20 protein-coding genes and 1 tRNA gene are annotated in these 20,013 nt (G+C 43.5%); 8 read left to right on the plus strand and 13 right to left on the minus strand.

The genetic code is table 11. The features are described 5' to 3' along the window. Positions 1-90 precede the first annotated feature (90 nt). Positions 91-534 (minus strand): YcgN family cysteine cluster protein, encoded by a 444-nt coding sequence (locus tag SULKU_RS08260; protein WP_013460502.1) that lies wholly within the window; start codon positions 532-534, stop codon positions 91-93. A 108-nt stretch (positions 535-642) separates the two neighbouring features. On the opposite strand from SULKU_RS08260, the gene SULKU_RS08265 reads away from it, so the two are divergent. Genes SULKU_RS08265 through SULKU_RS08275 form a run of 3 tightly spaced genes read left to right on the plus strand, consistent with a single transcriptional unit; the run spans position 643 to position 3,729 of the window. After that, complete coding sequence (locus SULKU_RS08265) at positions 643-1,140, plus strand: thioredoxin domain-containing protein (protein WP_013460503.1); 498 nt, start codon at positions 643-645, stop codon at positions 1,138-1,140. Between the two features lie 59 nt (positions 1,141-1,199). Beyond that, positions 1,200-3,230, plus strand: coding sequence for an RND transporter family protein (locus SULKU_RS08270; protein ID WP_041666785.1), 2,031 nt, complete (start codon positions 1,200-1,202; stop codon positions 3,228-3,230). A 40-nt stretch (positions 3,231-3,270) separates the two neighbouring features. Continuing rightward, on the plus strand, positions 3,271-3,729 hold the full coding sequence (locus SULKU_RS08275; protein ID WP_013460505.1) for a hypothetical protein: 459 nt from the start codon (positions 3,271-3,273) through the stop codon (positions 3,727-3,729). A gap of 27 nt (positions 3,730-3,756) precedes the next feature. Here the strand turns inward: SULKU_RS08275 and SULKU_RS08280 are convergent. Both SULKU_RS08280 and SULKU_RS08285 read right to left on the minus strand, forming a co-directional pair. Further along, positions 3,757-3,833, minus strand: a tRNA-Gly gene (locus tag SULKU_RS08280). A 45-nt stretch (positions 3,834-3,878) separates the two neighbouring features. Then, positions 3,879-4,337 (minus strand): DsrE family protein, encoded by a 459-nt coding sequence (locus tag SULKU_RS08285; protein WP_013460506.1) that lies wholly within the window; start codon positions 4,335-4,337, stop codon positions 3,879-3,881. A gap of 130 nt (positions 4,338-4,467) precedes the next feature. Between SULKU_RS08285 and SULKU_RS08290 the strand changes: the two genes are divergently transcribed. Then, positions 4,468-5,040, plus strand: coding sequence for an NUDIX domain-containing protein (locus tag SULKU_RS08290; protein WP_013460507.1), 573 nt, complete (start codon positions 4,468-4,470; stop codon positions 5,038-5,040). Here the strand turns inward: SULKU_RS08290 and SULKU_RS08295 are convergent. Genes SULKU_RS08295 through SULKU_RS08305 form a run of 3 tightly spaced genes read right to left on the minus strand, consistent with a single transcriptional unit; the run spans position 5,037 to position 7,036 of the window. Continuing rightward, on the minus strand, positions 5,037-5,750 hold the full coding sequence (locus tag SULKU_RS08295; protein ID WP_013460508.1) for a DUF3108 domain-containing protein: 714 nt from the start codon (positions 5,748-5,750) through the stop codon (positions 5,037-5,039). The two genes, SULKU_RS08290 and SULKU_RS08295, sit on opposite strands and share 4 nt — an antisense overlap. Positions 5,751-5,788: 38 nt before the next feature. Next, the gene (locus SULKU_RS08300; RefSeq protein WP_013460509.1) at positions 5,789-6,193 is read right to left on the minus strand and encodes a hypothetical protein; all 405 of its coding nucleotides are present in this window, start codon (positions 6,191-6,193) and stop codon (positions 5,789-5,791) included. Between the two features lie 27 nt (positions 6,194-6,220). Further along, positions 6,221-7,036, minus strand: a complete 816-nt coding sequence (locus tag SULKU_RS08305; RefSeq protein WP_013460510.1) for an aldo/keto reductase family protein — start codon at positions 7,034-7,036, stop codon at positions 6,221-6,223. Between the two features lie 194 nt (positions 7,037-7,230). On the opposite strand from SULKU_RS08305, the gene SULKU_RS08310 reads away from it, so the two are divergent. The 3 genes from SULKU_RS08310 (at position 7,231) to SULKU_RS08320 (ending at position 8,737) form a co-directional block, all read left to right on the plus strand. Beyond that, positions 7,231-7,467 (plus strand): hypothetical protein, encoded by a 237-nt coding sequence (locus tag SULKU_RS08310; RefSeq protein ID WP_013460511.1) that lies wholly within the window; start codon positions 7,231-7,233, stop codon positions 7,465-7,467. A gap of 88 nt (positions 7,468-7,555) precedes the next feature. Further along, a complete protein-coding gene (locus tag SULKU_RS08315) occupies positions 7,556-8,314 on the plus strand; it encodes a TerB family tellurite resistance protein (protein ID WP_013460512.1) in 759 nt (252 codons plus the stop codon). 12 nt (positions 8,315-8,326) lie between these two features. Then, positions 8,327-8,737, plus strand: a complete 411-nt coding sequence (locus tag SULKU_RS08320; protein ID WP_013460513.1) for a rhodanese-like domain-containing protein — start codon at positions 8,327-8,329, stop codon at positions 8,735-8,737. A gap of 12 nt (positions 8,738-8,749) precedes the next feature. On the opposite strand, the gene SULKU_RS08325 is transcribed toward SULKU_RS08320, so the two are convergent. The 3 genes from SULKU_RS08325 to SULKU_RS14465 are packed head-to-tail and all read right to left on the minus strand — an operon-like array spanning position 8,750 to position 13,685. After that, positions 8,750-10,012, minus strand: coding sequence for a diguanylate cyclase (locus SULKU_RS08325; RefSeq protein WP_013460514.1), 1,263 nt, complete (start codon positions 10,010-10,012; stop codon positions 8,750-8,752). A 39-nt stretch (positions 10,013-10,051) separates the two neighbouring features. Further along, positions 10,052-11,317: a diguanylate cyclase gene (locus tag SULKU_RS08330; protein WP_013460515.1), complete on the minus strand. Its 1,266-nt coding sequence runs from the start codon at positions 11,315-11,317 to the stop codon at positions 10,052-10,054. Between the two features lie 49 nt (positions 11,318-11,366). Further along, positions 11,367-13,685 (minus strand): diguanylate cyclase domain-containing protein, encoded by a 2,319-nt coding sequence (locus SULKU_RS14465; protein WP_013460516.1) that lies wholly within the window; start codon positions 13,683-13,685, stop codon positions 11,367-11,369. A 165-nt stretch (positions 13,686-13,850) separates the two neighbouring features. Between SULKU_RS14465 and SULKU_RS14470 the strand changes: the two genes are divergently transcribed. Continuing rightward, entirely contained in the window at positions 13,851-15,500 is a 1,650-nt protein-coding gene (locus SULKU_RS14470) for a diguanylate cyclase (RefSeq protein WP_172633607.1), read from the plus strand. On the opposite strand, the gene SULKU_RS14475 is transcribed toward SULKU_RS14470, so the two are convergent. The 4 genes from SULKU_RS14475 to SULKU_RS08360 all read right to left on the minus strand — a co-directional run bounded on the left by SULKU_RS14475 (position 15,497) and on the right by SULKU_RS08360 (position 19,995). Beyond that, a complete protein-coding gene (locus tag SULKU_RS14475; protein ID WP_013460518.1) occupies positions 15,497-17,143 on the minus strand; it encodes a methyl-accepting chemotaxis protein in 1,647 nt (548 codons plus the stop codon). The two genes, SULKU_RS14470 and SULKU_RS14475, sit on opposite strands and share 4 nt — an antisense overlap. A gap of 2 nt (positions 17,144-17,145) precedes the next feature. After that, complete coding sequence (locus SULKU_RS08350) at positions 17,146-17,643, minus strand: chemotaxis protein CheW (RefSeq protein WP_013460519.1); 498 nt, start codon at positions 17,641-17,643, stop codon at positions 17,146-17,148. A gap of 94 nt (positions 17,644-17,737) precedes the next feature. Then, positions 17,738-18,277, minus strand: coding sequence for a glutathione peroxidase (locus tag SULKU_RS08355; protein WP_013460520.1), 540 nt, complete (start codon positions 18,275-18,277; stop codon positions 17,738-17,740). Between the two features lie 35 nt (positions 18,278-18,312). Continuing rightward, entirely contained in the window at positions 18,313-19,995 is a 1,683-nt protein-coding gene (locus SULKU_RS08360) for a two-component system response regulator (protein WP_013460521.1), read from the minus strand. Positions 19,996-20,013: the final 18 nt, after the last annotated feature.

A 20,013-nucleotide genomic window follows, 5' to 3' on the forward strand; every position in this document is an offset into this window, starting at 1 on the left:
TCTGCTGTGTAGCACCAGTATAGCATTTCTAAAAAATTGTATATCTAACAATTAATAAAAAAAAATTATTTTTTTAGTGGATGACCAATCCTATTCTTCGATAATATAATCTTCTAATTCAATATCTTCATTATCCAGTACGGGGCTCAGCGCATACATCCCGTGTTCACGAACAGAGTTTGGGTCTTTTGTTATCAGAGGATGCCATGAGGGGAGAGGTTTTTGTGCAAAACGCAGACGGTACGCACAGGTTTCCGGAAGCCATTCGTATTCGGCGACCCGCTCAACTGTAAGCCTCATGCATCCCTCCACTCTCTCATGACGGTTTGCATAATCGCTGCACCGCTGTGCTTGCAGGTCATAACAATGGCATGCGACACGGGTCAGATAGATAGGGGCTTCGTCATCGTCCGCATCCTGAAGCCGGTTAAGACAGCACAATCCGCATCCGTCGCATAATGCTTCCCACTCCTGATCGGTTAATTCTTCGAGTGTTTTTGTTTCCCAGAATGGGGCGGTTTCAGTATTTTTCATAACGGAAAAATAACATAATAAGGGTTAAAATACCACTTTGATTGAAATTGATCACTTTTTCATCACATTTGTAGTTAAAACGTAATGTAGGTCATATACAATTTTAACATGACGTATATAATAAATTTTTTATCATCTAAACTGAGTTTAACGGCTCTGTTACTTTGTATACTTATCACCCAAAGCGATGCGGCTGAATACACGAACACTCAAAAGATCGCATTGCTTCAACCTATAGAACACGATGCAATCATTTATGGGGAGGGAGAGAAAAAAGTATATGTCTTTGTGGATCCGAAATGTCCGCACTCTCGTGATTTCATGAGCATGATATATGAAAATGCAAAAATGCGAAGTATCTATAAATACTATATCTTTTTTTACGAGCTAAAACGTTTCCATTCACATGATCTGATTGCGGCCATATATGCTTCATCTTCCCCTTTACAACGAACTTTAGAGGTAATGGTAGGTGACAAAAAGATACCGGCTGATACCAAAATCGATCCGAAAATCGAATCAAAAATAGATGAAATAGCGCATGTAGCCGATGCCTTAGAGATTTCAAAACGTCCATACCTGATCATTATGAAAGAGAACAATTAACCATGTATTACCATACTCCAGACACATCACGATACATTAGATTTATTCGACGCTTCAGAATGCTTATCATTACGGTGTTTATTGCCCTCTCGGCATTTGCCTTTAATTTTCTAAAACCCGAATTAATCTCTTCGGATACGGTATTTTGGCTAAGTGAATCCAAACAGCTTGAAAAAAATCATAAACAATCGTATTCGGCAACCTATTTAGGACATCTCCGTGTCGATATTCCTGAATTTAATACTCAGTCCAAACACTCTTTGCAATCACTCCAGACAGAACTTGAACATCTTGAAGGGGTTGAGAGGGTTGAATCTCTTTTTTCGGCTTACATGATTTTTAACGATCGTACGTCTGATGAATCGGCTTTGGTCAAAGCATTGCCGATAGCACAAATGCCCCCTGAGAAGATAATTTCTTTTGTTAAAACACTCCCCGATCCCTACCGCCCGTTTGTCAATAACAATTTCCACCGATTCCATTTTATCATCCATGCTAAAACGCCTATACAGGTCGATCATTTGAAAATCCCGTATGAGTATACGTATTCTGAACCGCAGGTTGAAGCCAAACTCTCCCATTATCTGTGGTACATCGGGATTATTATTTTGGTAGTCATGGGGATGTCATACATCGTCTTTAAAAATTTTATCGCCGGGTTTGCGGCTATCAGTGTCACCCTCATTACCCTCATTTGGACTTTTACGTTAATCTATCTCTTAATCGGCACCAAACAGATTCACATCGCCATGAGTCTTATGGTCGTCAGTATCGCCATCGGTCATTATCTCTATTTTTACTATCGCTGGCATGTCTCGCAGTTTAAAAATGATCCGAATCGAGCCCTTGAAAAAAGTATCAATCGAAATCTGCTTCCGGCGTTTTGGACCTTGCCCGTACTTCTGATCAGTTTGGGCTCCCTATTGTTTGCCGACTCGCCGATTGTCACCATGATGAGCCTGAGTCTGATGCTTTCATCCATCATAGCCTATGCAGTCAGTATTGTCTTTTTACCTGCATTGCTCAGTTACTTTTCGGTTTCATCTCCCAAAATTTATCTTGCTCGGACATGCTATTGGTTTGCCAACCAAGAGGTTCACTATAATCCGAAACTGCTCCGAAAATTTATGTTTTTCTCATTGCTGATACTCCTTTTTATCGGAGTTCGGCTTTACATATCCCCGAACCTGTTTGCGCGGGATGTGTCGTATGAGACAATGACCCTGAAAGTTCCGTTTAAAGAGATCGATTTGGAGATGCTTCAAAAAATCGAAACCTTTGAAAATGATCTCAAAAGTCATAATAGCGGCATCGTCAAAGTTAATTCGATCAACACTATACTCAAACAGCTGAATCTGGCCAATGCACCGAAAAATCCTTTGGATGAGCAGCGTCTTTTACAGGCTCTGTTTTTTCTGGAGCTGTATGACCTTGAAAAATCATATATGGATCAAGATTCCCTTAACATTACCATCACATTGAAAAATGCGGACCAATCCGCCATCATACGCTATTTGGAATCGTACAAAGGGCTGCCGATCTATCTGACCGATATCAATAGCCTCTCGCAAAGTTCTAAAATGGAGAAGATGCTCCTATTGTTCTCTTCTTTGGTTTCTGCCCTCCTCATCATCGCTTTGGTTATGGGGATAATATTTCGCTCTGTCGCAATCGGATGGGTCGGGTTTGCAGCCAATGCTCTCCCCATCATCTGGTTTATCTTGTTTATGATTTTGTTTAAATTTGAGCTAACCATAGAAGCGCTGATCGCCATGACCATCTCCGTGGGATTAACCTCCGATACAATCATCCATTTCGGATACAAATATTTCAGAAGCCGTTATTTCGGGCGTACCCGAAAACATGCTCTGGAAATCATGTTTTTTTATGCCGCTGTTCCGGCAATCATAAGCGCTACCGTTTTAATGATCGTATTTGCGCTCTTGATCTTCACTCAGCTTCAGTCCCTGCAACTGATCGGTGCGTATGGAGCAGTTTTGATGTTTATTTCGCTTCTCAGCGATCTGTTTATATTGCCGGTATTATTATTGTCCGTAGATAAGGCGAAGATGACGACAAACGCCCATTAGGGCAAATTTGGATATCATTTGCAAAACCAAAGGATATTTTATGACATCTGAGCAACCATTGGATCAACTGCTGCGCGAATGTGCCGAAGCGGTCGGCGGAAAGAACTTTTTTCTCACCCTCGCCGAGACGATCCGAACCACCCGCGAGGGGATTATCGTAGGAGAAAAAAAACAGATCAACTATACAAACGGCATCATGACATGGAACAAAACGCTCCATGCCGATAACTGGCGGCTTTTGGTCGAATCGGCAAAAGTGCGGACGAAAGACGGCAACATTCTTCTGCCGATCGAAGATAAACGGCACAAAAACATCCTCAACATGATCCGTACCCTCAAACCGCTAACCTTTACGGTTACACCGAAAGATCCTTCGGACGGCGAGGGATTCAGCTTTAATGCGCTGGAAGTGATCGACGATAAAACGACGCGTGTATCGCCGCTGTTTAAAGCATTGTTTGCGATGCCGATGGATGTATTGAAAAAGACGATGGGATAAAAAAAGGATTGTTTAAAAAGAAGAGAGTGGAGCGGGAAACGAGACTCGAACTCGCGACATTCAGCTTGGAAGGCTGACGCTCTAGCCAACTGAGCTATTCCCGCATCACTGGCGGAATTTTATCACCGTTACCCTTAAATATTCATTTATTAATGAACCGGAACATACGCGTATCCGGCGTTCTGCCATTTGACGAGTCCGACCATCGCCGACTTGATCGGTGTGACAAAAGGGTACAAGTCTTCACTTAATATCCCTTTTCTATGCATCCCGTTCATACAAATTTCCATACGAATATGATATTTCTTTTCGATCTCTACGAGCCGTTTTCGGATAGCGTCTTGGCGTTCGGCAAGCGCTTTATCCATCCCGTACTGGGTATTGTCGAGGTTTTCCACAAAAAACTTATAAGATTCGCCGTGTATTACTACAGCGACTTCGACCTTGTCTCCCTGAGCCGTAAAATAATCGATCGTTCCGGGGACGCCTACAAGTAATTGATTGTTAAACGACTCAATATCACCCGTTTTCAAATCGATCATAAATTTTTTCGTATCGGCGAAAGCAAACGTAGCCGTCAATACTAAGACAAATAAAACGAATCGCATGATCTACCCCTCTTTCTCACTGTATGGTAAGTGTATCATGGCTAAAGTATGTAAAAACAATGTAAAATTAATCAGTATAATGGTTCATACTTTTTACAACTTTATTTTTACAGTGTATCGGACACCCCACATGAAAACGCAACGCGTTCCTTTCGGACAAACTTCCCCCCATAAAAAAAATGCTGTCTTTCTCGCCATCTATGTCGATGCGATCTCTCCGTGGAAATACTTTAAAGACGACATGCAGCATTTCAAATGTCCGGCACTCATTATGATCGATCGATGGGACGGACGGATGGGGTTTCCGGGAGGAACCGTCAATGAGGGGGAGACTCTCTTAGAGGCACTGGTGCGGGAGATCAAAGAGGAGATCGGGATCACGATTAAACCGGAAAAAGTCCACCCGATCGCCAGCCATGAGAATCGTATCGTCACCCACTTCTACGGTCTAAAAGTCCTCGAAGCGGAGTTTTTGCACATCTACTATCACATCCTCAACAATTTCTCCCGTTCCATCCTCCTGCACGCGTATGAAGAGGGGGATAATTCCCACTTTATGTCGGAGATCACGGGGATAAAAATCGTCCCCCTTCTGCAGCATGAGAATAAAGGGATCAACCGTTTTATCGAAAACGCATTTGCGGGAGCTACCCGCGAAGATTTGTTGGTCTTACTCAAAGAGATCTTCGGTATTGAAATTTAGCGAACACGCAATCCTACAACATCGCCGAAAAACAGTACATCTTCCAAAATAGCCTTGTCGCAGAGGCCGTCGCTTCCGAGGTTAATCAAAAGCTCGCCGTTGGCGCTGCTAAAAATACGGTCATTCAAAATCACTTTCAAAAAACTTCCTCTCTCCGTCTTCAGTTTCTTTTTCATCTCGGACAATGAGTCGTTTTTCGGAAAATTGACATCGATGCGGCCGTCTTTTTTATTGGCACCCACGACATAAAAAGGGCGATCTTCCTGATTTTTCATATGGTTTCTGACATTAAAAAAGAGGCTGAGAATATCGTCGGAAGCATAAAAGTCATTTTTGACCTTGTCCCATTCATCGCTGTCGATACTCTCTCTCCAAACCGTTTTATTCGGATGGTCAAACGTATATATTTTTATTTTTTTACTCGCATTGGTTTGTCGGATTTTAATGTATTTTTGGGGGAGCAGATGCCCGTTAACAATCACGCCGTAGCTTTCATACGTCTCGATACGGTTATTAGTGAGGAGGTTTGCCAACCCTTCGGTTCTGGCTTCGATTTTTATACTGTAGGTTTGATCCTCTTTGGTCTCGAATCGTGCTGTAGCCGTGCCGAGTTTTTTAAATATTCCGTATGAGACTTCATAGGCGGCACTGAGTACCTGCGCACCGGCGATCTGAGAAACGAGCAACAGAAGCAACACGATTTTTTTCATACTGCCATCCTAACCTTTCTTTGTGGAGAAATTGCAGATTATAATTTGAGCAAAAGCGATCCCGCACCTTTGGAAACACTCCCCAGCGGCACTTTGATCCCCTCTTCCATATGATCGGCAAAAATACGGTTCAGCCAGGTACGGTTTGTCTGAACTTTTTGGAGGATGAGATACTCCTCTTTATCGACCGTAAGGGTCATATACGAGCCGATGGCAACGCTAAGCGGCTGTTTCTCACCTTCAGGCATGAGGGTGAAGGCGAGCGTCTTTTTAGTCGTATCGACGGTGATGTTATCTACCTTACCGTACCCTCGGGCAGTGAAATAAAACGATACTGCAGAGGTCAGTACTTTGGATCGAAACGCATCCATCGTCGAAAGCTCCGCGGCATGCACTGAACAAAAAAGCAAAAAGGCCGCCAAAACCAACCGTCGAAACATCATATTCTCCCTCTCTAAATAAGGACAGAATTATACCAAAAGGGCACTGATACTCGCGATCTCATCGGGGCGTAATTCGAAACTGAATATTTCTAAATCTTCATCCATATGGTGTTTCGAAGTCGACCCGATCAAAGGAACGACCCCCACCTGCGTGAGGTAGCGGTAAAGGATCTGCGCTTCGCTCTTATTGTATTCCTGCGTCAGGGCAAAAAACTCTCTGCTCCCCAGTATATGCGGATTGGCGGTAAGCGTCCAAAAGCTCTGATAGACGATCCCTTTTTCACTGCACCACCGCCGCAAATCGACATCGTATCCGCTGTCGGCGTAAAAGCGGTTTTGCACGATTGCGGGCTTCACTTCGGCATCGCTGTAAAGGCGCACCAGCAGTTCAAGATCATAGCAGTTGCTGATACCGATGCGGAGTGCTTTGCCGCCGTGATAAAGCGATTCCATCGCCCTCCATACTTTGAGAAGATTGGAATAGGGAAAAAGTGGCGAATGCAGCACCAGAGAATCGACGTAATCGCTTTTCAGATTATGCTGTGAGAGGGCAAAAGACTGTTCCACCTGTATCTCCAAAGCAACATTGGGATCATAGGGTATTCGCTGCGGATCTTGACCGGAGAGAGGGGTGAACTTGGTCTGCACAAACAGTTCATCGCGTTCGATCCCCGCTTTTGACAACCGCATCAGCGCTTCGCCTACCCCGGCCTCATGATAGTGTTTGGGCTGGCATGCCGTATCGATACCCCGGAATCCGCTGAGTACCGCCGTTTCGACCAAATCGGCCGTAAGTTCTTTTTTCCATGCCGTTCCGTAGATAAGTGGCGGGATTTTCATCATAATTATCCTTTATTTAAAAGAGGATTTGGATTTTATTTCTAAGATGGTAGCATGTTTTCGGCACATATCGGTTCAGAAACCGTTCTAATCGATATGCCTAATTTTTAACCACTCAAATCGTTTTTTTTTCATCTTTTTGATCTATGATATTACAGTATTTGATACTTACTTCATCGGCTAAGAGGGGGTTTACAATGATAAACAAATTACAGGAAATCCAACAAAGCATCAAAGAGTTTAGTGACAGACTCACACCCACTAACCTGAAAATCGCGTATAAAGCCAAAATGACGAACTATGAGATGAAACTGTGTCACGAAATCAGTGAAGACAAACAGCTTCAACTGGAGTACGTCTTAAGCAAAATGGCACATTTCAAAGAAACCAGCGATTATCGTTTATATAATAAAGATTTCGCCAACTTTGTATAAATTATCTTTTTCTAAGAAGAGAAAAAAGTTGTTTTGATTATCCTTTTCCAGCTACACTGTCGCTTTATTTTCAGTCACAGGATTCACAATGACGCAAATTTTTCTCTTAGCCTTTGTCATCGTCCTCTTTTTCTGGCTTTCTAAAAGCTATTCCTCCCATCAGCACACCTATTCACGCAAACAGTTTGCGGGATTTAAACTGAACAAAGATGCACTTGCACACAGTGAGCTGGGGCTCTTTGTCGCCCTTGTCGCCAAAGTAGCCAAAGCCGACGGGCGGGTCGATGAGCTCGAAGCGGAACTCATTAGCAATATGTTCAACGACATCAGCGCCCTCTTCCCCGATCCAGAAGCGACCAAAAAACTTCTTAAAGAGATTTTTGACGAAGAAAAAAATGCACCGCATAATCTCGATCTAGTGGCACAAGCTCTCTACAAAGCGCTGGAAAACGACGAACATAAACGCCAACGGATGATGGAGTTTCTCGTCAACCTCTCCTACATCGACGGAACGCTCAGCCATTCCGAAGAGACGATGCTTCATCAAATCGCCGCCCATTTGCATTTCAGCACGCAGATGCTTAATTCGATGCTGGAGCAATTCGCGGCCTACCATCGCCACAGCGTCAAAGAGAGCTCAATCTCTCATGCCTATACCTTACTCGGACTCGGCAGTGATGCAACCAATGACGAAGTCAAAAAAGCGTACCGTGCCCTCGTTCGCGAACATCATCCCGATATCATCAAAGCCCAGGGGGCATCGGATGAATATCTCAAAGCCGCTACCGAAAAAGTGCAGGAGATCAATGCCGCCTATGAGATGATAAAAAAATCGCGCGGAATGTAATAAAGGAAACCTATGAATAAAAAACAATTTCTAAACGTTGCCTATTGGATTTTAATTGCGGCAATGGGTCTTTATTTCGCCTATTCGAAAGGGTGGATTCTTACCGATTTCAAATCGATCTCCTCTCAAGAGGCCGACTCGCTCATCAAAAGCGATAAAAAAATCACCCTATTGGATGTCCGTACACCCGAGGAGTTTGCGCAAGAGCATATCGAAGGTGCAACGCTCATTCCGCTGCAGACGTTGGAAAATAATCTCGATTTAATTTCTAATGCCAAAAATCAAAAACTCATCGTCTATTGCCACAGCGGCAACCGAAGCGTTGCCGCTTCGCGTATATTGGCCAAAAACGGCTTCAAACCGCTGAATATGCAAGGGGGAATTACGGCCTGGAAAAGCGCAGGACTTCGTGTAGTGCAATAAGCCTTTAAAGGCTTATTTCGCACAGATGCTGTTTTTTCCGTTGTGCTTGGCATGCAGAAGCTGGGAATCCGCTTCATTGATCGTCTCGTTGATCGAATTGTCATGTTCCAATGCCGCGCCGATTGAAACGGTAGTAAAAATCTCCTGATCCGGTTCAATCGTATATGGAGTCAGCGATACCCTCTGGCGTATCCGCTCCAAAATCTCGAGTGCTTTTTCGCGAGTCGTATTTTTGAGAACCAGACAAAATTCCGCTCCTACAAAACGGGAGAGAACATCCTGATACTGGACGTTTGAACGGATAATCTCCGCAACATGGATAATCACTTCATCCCCTATATCGTGCCCGTACGTATCATTAATCACTTTGAAATTATCGATGTCGATCAATGCCAGGACGAACTCTTCGTCCCGATTGACCGCATCAACGAAATACGTTTCCATAACACTGAAAAAATGACGGCGGTTATACAAACCTGTCAAGAAATCACGGCTGGAATAGTGGGTGATCGTATCGATATTTTCGAGTGCCTCAATCGCATTGTTCAAGCGGCATGAAAACTCTTCCTTGCTAAACGGCTTGTTGATAAAATCATTCGCTCCCCGCTTAAGAAACATCGCCGAAACATCCGAATCATCCGTCGAAGAGAGGACAAAAATCGAGAGCTGGTTTTTAGTGTATTTCTGGCGAACCGCTTTGGTCAGTTCCAGTCCGTCCATCACCGGCATATTGTAATCGGTGATAATAATTTTTATATCCGGGTTCTGTTCTAAAATCAGCAGTGCTTCTTCACCGTGCGCCAGTGCGAATACTTGGAAAAAAAGATTTTCCACCATCTTTTTCATCTGATTGCGGAACACCGATGAATCATCCACAACCATCACTTTATGATGGCGGTTTTTAAGAAGCCTTTTAATCATATCGATTACATAATCGATATCATGCAGCCCCCCCTTGTGAACATAATCGATGATGTCTTTTTTCAGCATCACTTTGCGAAACTCTTTATCGACGCTTCCCGTCAAAACAATTGAGGGGATATTTTTTTTGAGCATAGCATCGACTATCTCGCCGCCGGGGGCATCCGGGAGATTAAGGTCCAAAATAGCCAGTGTATAGCTGTATTTTTTGGTAAAAAGCTCCGCTTCTGAGAGCGAATAGGCAACGTCAATCTCTACATTTAACTCACTTTTGACTTTTAAACTGATCAATTTTGCTAATGTTTTACTATCATCAACCAATAAAATTCGTTCGATTATTTTTTTTTCTGTCATACACTATCTTCCTTTTAAATTCAACGATATCATACCTAATCAATCTATATGATTAAATTTTTCATGCTTCGCTTCGACAATATTATTACGTCCTGAATGTTTAGCCTCATAAAGGGCGTTGTCCGCAAGCTTGAGGACTCCTTGCACGGTTGATGATTTCCGGATATCAGGATGATAAATCCCTCCGCTTACGGTGCATTGCAATACTTGATTGTCAAATACAAACTGATGTTTTTGAATATTTATCCGAATCTCTTCCGCTTTTTCGATCGCCTGTTCCCGGGTAATACGGTTAAAAATGATCACAAACTCTTCGCCCCCCGCACGATAGACACTGTCTTGAACCCGTACGTTCTCCAGCATAATCTTTGAGATTTCGCACAGTACAAAATCTCCCGCATCATGACCGTAACTGTCATTGATCTTTTTGAACCAGTCGATGTCGAGCATCAATACGGCATATGGGAGATGATGCTTGTCAAATTGCGTAATCAACTCTTCAAGATCCCGTTCCATATTCAGACGGTTTTTGAGTCCGGTAAGAGGATCGTGAGATGCCATTTGAAGCAGTTTGGTATTGGCATGTTCCAAGCTCATGGTTCTGATCGAAATTTGCTGTTCGAGATTTTCCTGATTCCACAATACCTCTTGAAATAATTCCTGAATTTTGTGCGCCATCGGCTGAAATATAAAAATCACTTCCAAAAGAAGGGTGATGAGAGTGACTATCCAGACAAGCGTTTCAAGCTGTTTGACCTCGGCGATATTCTTCTCACCCTCTATTTGATACTGAAAAACAGCAGTGTTCAAATCTTGAAGCAAGGTATTGGAGATATGAACGATCTCGCGCAACAGTTCCGCAGACTCATTCTGTGACGGTGTCTGGCTCAAACTTTTCGCACGTTCCAAATACTGCTCTACCCGCTTTTTAAGAGCGATTTCACCGTAATAAATTTCAAGTATTTCCGGACTAAGCTTAACTTCCACTCCCTCTTTGAGTCTGCCCGAAGAGAGGGCGGCATTGGCACGAGCCATCTCTTCAATAGCCAGAAGTAAATCGGCCCGAACAGCTTCTAAATGAGCGTTATTGCTATTGCTGTAAAAATAATATTGCTGGGAGAGAGAGGCGACCCGCTGAGACAACATCCTTTGCTTCCCCGACATATTGACGATCAATGCCGTCGAAGCACTGGTTTTCAGCCCTAAATGGAGAAAATAAAACGCACCCGTTGATAGAAGTGCGATGAGAGAGATCGCAATAACATAACGTTTGGTGAAACTCGCTTTAAGTTCTTGCGCCTGCATAATCCCCTGATCTATAAAAAAAATTGAATTAATAATAACGTCGATATTCTTAAATCACACTGACCCTGTTTCTTCCGCCTGCTTTTGCTTCATAGAGGGCATCATCCGCCTTTTTTAGAAGCGATTCTTTCGTTATTTCCTCTTCCGCTTCTTTAAATGCCATTCCGATACTGATGGTGATATGATCGGCTGCTGAAGAATACTCGTGACTTATCTTCAATCCTTCGACCGCTTTGACTAAACTCAATGAGACCTGTTTTGCCCCTTCAAAATCGATACTTTTGAGTAACACGACAAATTCTTCGCCTCCGTAGCGGGCAATAACGTCACTCGGACGTTTAAGAGATTTTTTGAGCACTTTAGCGATTGCAATCAGACATGCATCCCCTTTTGCATGCCCGTAATTATCGTTATAGCGTTTAAAATGATCGACGTCTATCATGAGGATCGCCAACGTTTTGTGATCACGTAAAACCTCTTTGTAGCTCTTCTCATACATTTGGTCGAAAAAACGGCGATTGGCAATCTGGGTCAGCCCGTCTATCATCGCCAGCTCTTTAAGCTGATTGTTTTTGAGTTTTAAAGCGGCATTTGCGGTTTCAAGTTTTGATTTTGTCTCAAGGAGTTCTTGATTGATGAGTACCTGTTCGGTGATATCCTGCACCGTTCCCCGAGAAAGTATCGCATTTCCCTCTTTGTCATATTCAGTGTCCCCAACTTCCCGAACCCATTTAATCCGTCCGTCCTCCATTAAAAGGCGGTGGGTAATCGTATATTTTTGCCGATTTTGGAGCGAGTACAGATAGACACGGTTAACATTTTCCCGATCCTCGGGGTGGATAGCATGGACAAAAGCCTCATACGAAGCACGAAATTGCAGCGGATCAATCTCAAAAATATGATAGATTTCATCCGACCAAATCAGTTTATTGGTGATGATATCAAACTCCCAACTCCCCATATGGGCTATTGCCTGAGCTTTTTTAAGACTTAATTCACTGTTTTGAAGAGTCTCTTGAATCGTTTTTTCTTCCGTAATATCCCGGAAAACAACGATCGCCCCATCCTCCGCCGAAGCTACGGTCAGGCTAACGGGAAAAAAAGAACCGTCACGGCGTATTAAATACTCTTCAGAAGTACGAGTTATTCGATCATTCAACGTACGATAAATAGGGCATTCGGATTCATCATACACTTCATGTGTCATTTTATGATGATGGAAAAGGGCGTGTTGATCTTTGTCCAAAACCTCTTTTTCACTGTATCCTATCATTTTGAGTGCCTGAGCATTGATCCATGTGCATTTTCCCTCATGATTCACACCGTATACGCCATCTCCGATGTTAGAGAGGAGTGATTCGAACAGTTTTTTTCTCCTCTGCTCACGCGTATAGTAGATCAAAACAAGCAATAATGCCGCCACCGAAACAATCAGCTCTATTTTGTAACGTTTCCAGATATCTAACAAGGTAATATCGGGTGCATGATCAAACGGAGGGAGACGCAAATGGCGGGCAAGCTCTTCTACGCTCAGGTAATCGGCAGGGAGAGTATAGCCATAAATCCCCGATTCCCGCATCCCTTTCTCAGTCGGTTGGAGCGAAAACAGAGCCGCTACAAAGGCTTTTGTATCCGATTCTTTGGTATGAGGAAGAGCAAAAACAGGCCATTCGGGATAAAGCTGGGTCGAGACTCGGTAGGGGTACTCTGATCTATCCTTCTCCTGAATCACTCGAACATCGCCCGTCCGTATCTCACCGTGCGCAATCATCTCTTCCAAGATGCCATCACGGATAAATCCGACGTCGGCTTTTCGCATTAGCACATCATGCACTACCTCTTGATGAGAACCGTGGTTTTCAATAATCTTTTTGCTCTCATTTAAAATATCGATACCGTTTTTATACAGTTCATACGCTTGCGAACGAAATCCCCCCATATGCTTTAAACTCGGGGTTTCTACCGTTTTGCCTTTGATATCCTCGAGTGTATAGATGGAGCTTTCGGGGCGGACGAAAATAACGCCGCCGAGTTTGCTGGTTGGTTTCCCATCTTCACTGACGCTGATAAGTGTCGCAAGAACTCCGCTAAGGGGATATTCGTTCCGTACGACAAGAAAATGGGTGGGGTTGGTGGTAGCAATATCCAACTCCCCTTTGGCAATTTTCTGATCCATCGCTTCTTGGGTCAAAATATCCAATACTACCCGATTATCCAATTTGGTATTCAGATAATCGACAAGAGGCTGATATTTCTCTCGGGTTTTTTCAACCCCCATATAGGCGAAGACACCAAAGTGAATTGCCTCTTTGGCAGAAGCGGAAGTAAAAACTAAAAGGAGAAATAAAAGGGATGTCAACCGGTTCATTATTTGAAAACTTTTTGTGGATCTTTAGAATTTATTATTATATCCTACTCATACTTTCCTCCCTATTGCTTTGCCATTTTAATGTACTATAAAGTTGAATGAGGAATCTTGAAAACACAATTATCATTAGGCATTTCTTTAACAATAACCGTTTATAATATGTTTATGATTCAAAAACTAATTAACCTTTATGGCGCTTCCTTTTTAGCGCTCCTTGACCACCTAAATGAGGGTGTCATTATTCATCGGTGTGACACAACTGTTTTATACGCCAATAAAGCCGCTTCCAATCTTTTAGGAGTTGAAATAAATCAACTTATCGGCAAAAATGCAGACGACCGAATGTGGAGAATGGTGGATGAAAACGCTGAACCACTGAAAAACGAAGACCATCCTGTCAAGCGGCTTATCACTTCAAACCAAAACATTGTCCATCAACTTATCGGTATCCGGCAAGATGACGGAACGCTCAAATGGTGTGATGTAAACGGATCGCTTGTTATCGAAGAAGACGATGAAAAAATTGTGTTGCTGTTTTTAAGCGATATAACCGATCAAAAAACGGCCTATAATGAGGCGGCCCTGTTCAAGCATCTTGTCGATATTGTCGATACGGGAATTACCATAACCGATCCGTCCCTTCCCGATAATCCCCTGATCTATGTCAACCGGGCATTCACCGAAATAACAGGCTACAGTTTTGAAGAAGCCGTAGGGCGCAATTGCCGGTTTTTACGGGATTTAGAACCGAAACAGTCGGGACTTCCGTCCGTATACGAAGCATTGAATAACGTCCAATCCTGTGAAGTGGAACTGCGCAACTATACTAAAGAAGGTAAATTATTTCATAACCTTCTTAATATTACCCCCATGTTCGACAATCACGGAAAACTCAAATATTTTATCGGGGTTCAGCACGATATCAGCCGACAAAAACAACACGAAGAGAAACTCGCCGAACAAGCACTGTATATCCAGTCTATCCTTGATGCCCAGGAAAACATCGTGTATGTCTCCGAACACGGCTCTATCATCTATGCCAATCAGCCTTTTTTCGATTTCTTTGCCGTACCCTCGCTGGAAGAATTTTTAAAGCACGAATCATGTATCTGCGGTCGATTTTTACAAAACGATCTCAGTTTCACTCCCTCATCGTTAGACGGAAAAGTATGGATACATGAAATTCTGGCACTGGAGAAATCCAAACGGATCGTCGCGATGAAATCCTCTACGCAGGAAAAACGTTTCTTCAGCATCTCGATCAAAGCACTGGTCAGCGAACGATACATTATTACCTTAAATGATATCAGCCAGTCGCTTCTTCGGGAACTGTTTCTCAAAAACAAAGCGTATCATGATCCCCTTACCGGGGTACTGAATCGCCAATATTTTTACGATTATTACGATGAAAACCGCCGTAATATTGTGACAATGGGAATCATCATGATCGATTTGGATTATTTCAAAAAGATAAATGATGTATACGGGCACAGTATGGGTGACGAAGTGCTTAAACGGAGTGCCGAAGCTATACAAAACTCTATTCGTAATGACGATACGTTGATTAGATGGGGGGGAGAGGAGTTTATCGTACTGGTCAATACCGCCAAAAATTCGCAGCTGATCTCAGTTTCCGAGCATATCCGCCGCACGGTTTCAGAGATTGTTATCGAAACAATCCCCCCAGTTACGGCGAGTATAGGAGCCACTCTCCTCTTAGAAGGAGAGCCGTTTAAAACAGCCATTGAGCGCGCAGACAAAGCGCTCTATGATGCCAAGGCAAACGGGCGAAACCGAATCGAAATCACCCTTTAAAACTCTTTCAGATCGTTCTCAGAGAGCGGAAACACTTCATCGGCTTTCGGCGCGGCTTTGCTTTTCAGTGCAGGCGGCGCTTTACGCGGTGCCGGAGCTTGCGCTTTCATCTCGATATGGTGAAGGTTCATCTTTTTGATACTGTGTGCCGCGGGGGCGTCGCTCTCCATCCCTACCATTTTCGCTAAGATTCGTACGGTCTCCATCATGGAGGTCGCCTGTGCGTTTAGCTCTTCCGCCGCTGCCGCTGCCTCTTCGGAATTCGCCGCTACTTGTTGGGTTACTTGGTCGACTTGACCCATTGCCTGATTGATCTGCGTCATCCCCTCTGCCTGCTCTTTTCCGGCGATAGCGATTTCTCCGATCAGGTCGGATACTTTTTTACTTTGTTCGACGATCTCTTGGAATGAGGTATGGGTCGCAAGGGCGATTTGGTTCCCCTCTTTGATCTGACCGACTACCTCTTCGATGATATCGGAGGTCTCTTTGGCAGCCGATGCCGCGCGTTGAGCCAAATTACGGACTTCGTCCGCAACTACCGCGAATCCTAAACCGTGCTCACCGGCGCGTGCCGCTTCGACAGCCGCATTGAGTGCCAAAAGGTTGGTTTGGAAAGCGATCTGATCGATCGTTTTGATAATACCTGAAATCTTAGCCGCCGATTCGGTGATCGCGTGCATCGAATGGGAAAGCTGCTCACCCTTCTCGTATCCCGCTTTTGCCGAATCGTTCGCGTTTCTTGCCAGAATATCGGCTTGGCGTGCGTTATCGGTATTTTGGGTATTGATCGCGGTGGACTCTTCGAGTGTCGCGCTGACTTCTTCGACACTGCTTGCCTGCTCTGATGCCCCTTGTGCCAATGACGATGATGACGATGCGACCTGATCGGATGCCGAGGTGATCTGCATCGCTCCGTCACGGATCGCCGTGACGCTTGAGGTAATGGAACGGGTAATGGAGCGGATAATAACTGTAGTCAAAAGAATACCTACACTTAACACAACTACAATAATCACAATCATCATTGTGTTACTGCTTGAAGATTGACTGATCGCTCCATCAATCATATTAACGGTATTTACTTTGTTATTTTCAGCCATATCGTTCATGGATTTACCCATCTTGTCAGAAATAGGAACCATTTGTGATACTTTAGCCAAATAAGTTGCGAAAATCAGAGTATGGGTAATCGCATCATGAGGTATTACTAAGCGACTGAGTAAATTATCCAACTCAACATACTCATCCCGCCATGCTTTATATGCCGGAAGAAGATCATCTTTTATTTTTTTCCCTTCTTCGCTTGAAGGGTTAAAAGCCTCTATAACTTTCCACTCTTGATCGATAATTTCCCACGATTTTTTACGCTGGTCTATAATTTTTTGAAATCCGGCTATCGCTCCTGCATCGTTTTGATATTTCCATGCTTCATATGTTTGAGCACGGATTGCCATCCTTTCTCTATTTAAACTTCCCAATGCAAGCATAACCGGCATCCGCTTCTCACCGAATGTCGTCATGTCTTTAGACCATTGACTGATCCCGGAATAGCCAATCACACCCAAGATCACAATCCCTATCATCAAGACAATAGCAAGCAACATTAACTTTGTTTGTAATACCATATTTTCCAACCAATTCATCTTTATTCTCCTGTTTGGGTTTGCGTTTTTTGTATTTGTTCTAAACTGATCAGTTCATCCGCTTCAAAAAGCTTTAAAACATCCAAAATCATCACGACGTTCTCTTCCATCTGCGCCATCGAGCAGATAAAATCGGTATCGATATTGTTGCCGAATTTCGGCGGTTCGCTCAAATTCGCGCTGTCAATGCTTGCCACCTCTTCGACACGGTCGACGATAAAACCGATATTGACCTTGTCGACTTCGACAATGACAATCGTCGTATTCATATCGGATTCGCGTGTCTCCATCCCGAAACGAAGACGCGTATCCACAACAGGGATGATCGAGCCGCGCAGATTGATCACCCCTTTTATGTACTCGGGTGTTTTCGGGACATGGGTAACTTTCATCATCGCAATGATCTCTTTGATCCGATCGATCGCAATCCCGTACTGTTCCTCTCCAAGATAGAACGTCAAATACCGTTCTCTCCGGGACTGTAGTGTGTTTTGTTCCATATTTAGACCCCCAATATCATGATTAGAAATTTTGTCCATTTTTTCATCTTCATACCCCTTTAATTGTAGTGATTTTTCATGGGTGATTCTACCGTTACAAAAACTTCTCGATATCCGCTGCAATCTCTTCGGGTTTTACTCTCGGAGAATATTTGCGAAGCACAAATCCGTTACGATCTATCAGGTATTTGGTAAAATTCCACTCTATCGGTTCACTTTGACTTACCCCTGATATCCCGTTTTTTAGATAATGGTAAAGCGGATTAATATTAACCCCGCTGACATCGATTTTTCCGAATATCGGAAACGTTACCCCGTACTTGAGCTTGCAGAATTTCTCAAGTTCCGGCCCCGCCAACGGCTCTTGAGATGAAAACTGATTGGTAGGAAATCCGAGTACCGCAAACCCGCGGGAACTATATGTACTGTACAGCTTTTCAAGCCCTCCGAGTTGAGGGGTATAAGCGCATCGGCTGGCAATATTGACGATCAACAAGACCTTTCCCCTATACGGTTCCAGTGTTGTTGTCTCATTGCGAAGTGTTTTGACTTCATATTTATAAATGGATGCGGCATTCAGCAACAATGCAAGTACTGTAATTACCCATGCTCCAAGCCACCATTTCTTTTTCATGATTCAGCCCTCCTTTAAATTGATTTAATCGGTTTTTAGCCTATATCAGGCATCGGTTCGCCGAAATAATATCCTTGCGAATAGTTGATCCCCATCGATTTGACTTTGTGAAATACCGATTCCGAACTGACAAATTCGGCTACCGTAGGTATTCCCATCGACTGCGCCAGCGAAACAATCGTTTTAACGATCAGCTCGCTTGTCTTGTTACAGTCGATATCCTGAATGTACGCAGCATCGATTTTTATGATGTCGACGTGCATGGAATGGATGCGGTAAAAATTTGATTTGTCGCTGCCGAAATCATCGATTGCGATCGTATATCCCATCTGTGAGAGTTCATGCAGCTGTTTAACCGATTCATCCGTCCCGTTTGCCGAAATATTCTCCAAAATCTCCAGTGTCACTCTGGATGGTTCAATGCCGTATTTTTCTCCCAATTGCGCCATCATGGCGGCAAAATTGCGGTTTTGAATATCCTCTTCCGTTATATTGACGCTAAATGACATCGATTTATCGGCGAACATGGCATAACTCTTTTCCATAATGACTTGCGTAATTTGAGGAAGGAGACCGACCAGTTTTGCCGGTTCGATAAAATGTCTCGGACTTATCGCGGTCCCGTTCTCGATAATCCGTGCCAATGCTTCGTATTTGACAATTTGCCCAGTAGCGTTATCGACGATAGGTTGAAAATAGGGGACAATCCTATCTTCGTTGAGAGCAAGACGGATTTTGCGCATCCACTCGATATTATTTTTCTGCCGAGCTATAAAATCAGAATCATCCCGAAAAACGTGATAACGGTTTTTACCGATCTGTCGCGCCTCTTTCATCGCTGCATGCGCTTTGACCAAAGCATTCGGCGATGAAGCGATACCGATAGTACACGTCAAACTGATAAGGATATCGTCAACTTTAAAGATATAGCTCTGTATCCCCTGATAAAGACTTTCTACGGGGCAAATCGGCTCATCGGTAGAGGTAGGATAAAATATGACGAATTCGTCAGATGCTACACGGTAAATAGTATTGGTACTATTAAGATGATTCCGGAGGTATTCGGCGAACATAAAGAGTATCCGATCGCCGATTTCATAGCCGTACGTCGAATTGATCGAATCAAAATTATCGATATTACACAATATCATTGTATGTTCGGGATGAGTTTGGCTCATCTGATCGAGTTTCTCTTTTTTATAGCATCCGGTCAGAGAATCGTACATATAAGACTCTTCCAAAAGCTCTTTCTTTTGGGCAAGCATCATCTCCAGATAGTTGGCGTAATTTTTATGTTCTTTGCTAACCTTTACGGTTTTGGCACTTTTGGAGAGAACACTCATCATCTGCTGCATCTCGATCGGCTTTACGATAAAATTATCGATCCCCGTATTGATCGCTTTGATGAAATATTCGGGTTCGTTATGGGCCGTAATGATGATCGCATGAATATCCGGATTATCCCGCCGTATCTCTTCGATCATCTCCAATCCGTCCATCTTCGGCATCGTGATATCGGCAATCACCAAATCGATAACCGTCCGGTTCTGACGGTAGATTTCCAACCCTTCGACTCCATCCACAGCGACAAAAACACGGGCATAAAGCATCTCTAAAATTTTGGCCATGTTTTCACGGATCTCATATTCATCTTCGACATACAAAACGCTCAACATTTTTGTATGCCCTATTGCTTCGTGCGTTTTAATCATTTTCATAAAAAAACTCCGCTTAGT

It is taken from the genome of Sulfuricurvum kujiense DSM 16994 (assembly GCF_000183725.1).
GTDB lineage: Bacteria > Campylobacterota > Campylobacteria > Campylobacterales > Sulfurimonadaceae > Sulfuricurvum > Sulfuricurvum kujiense.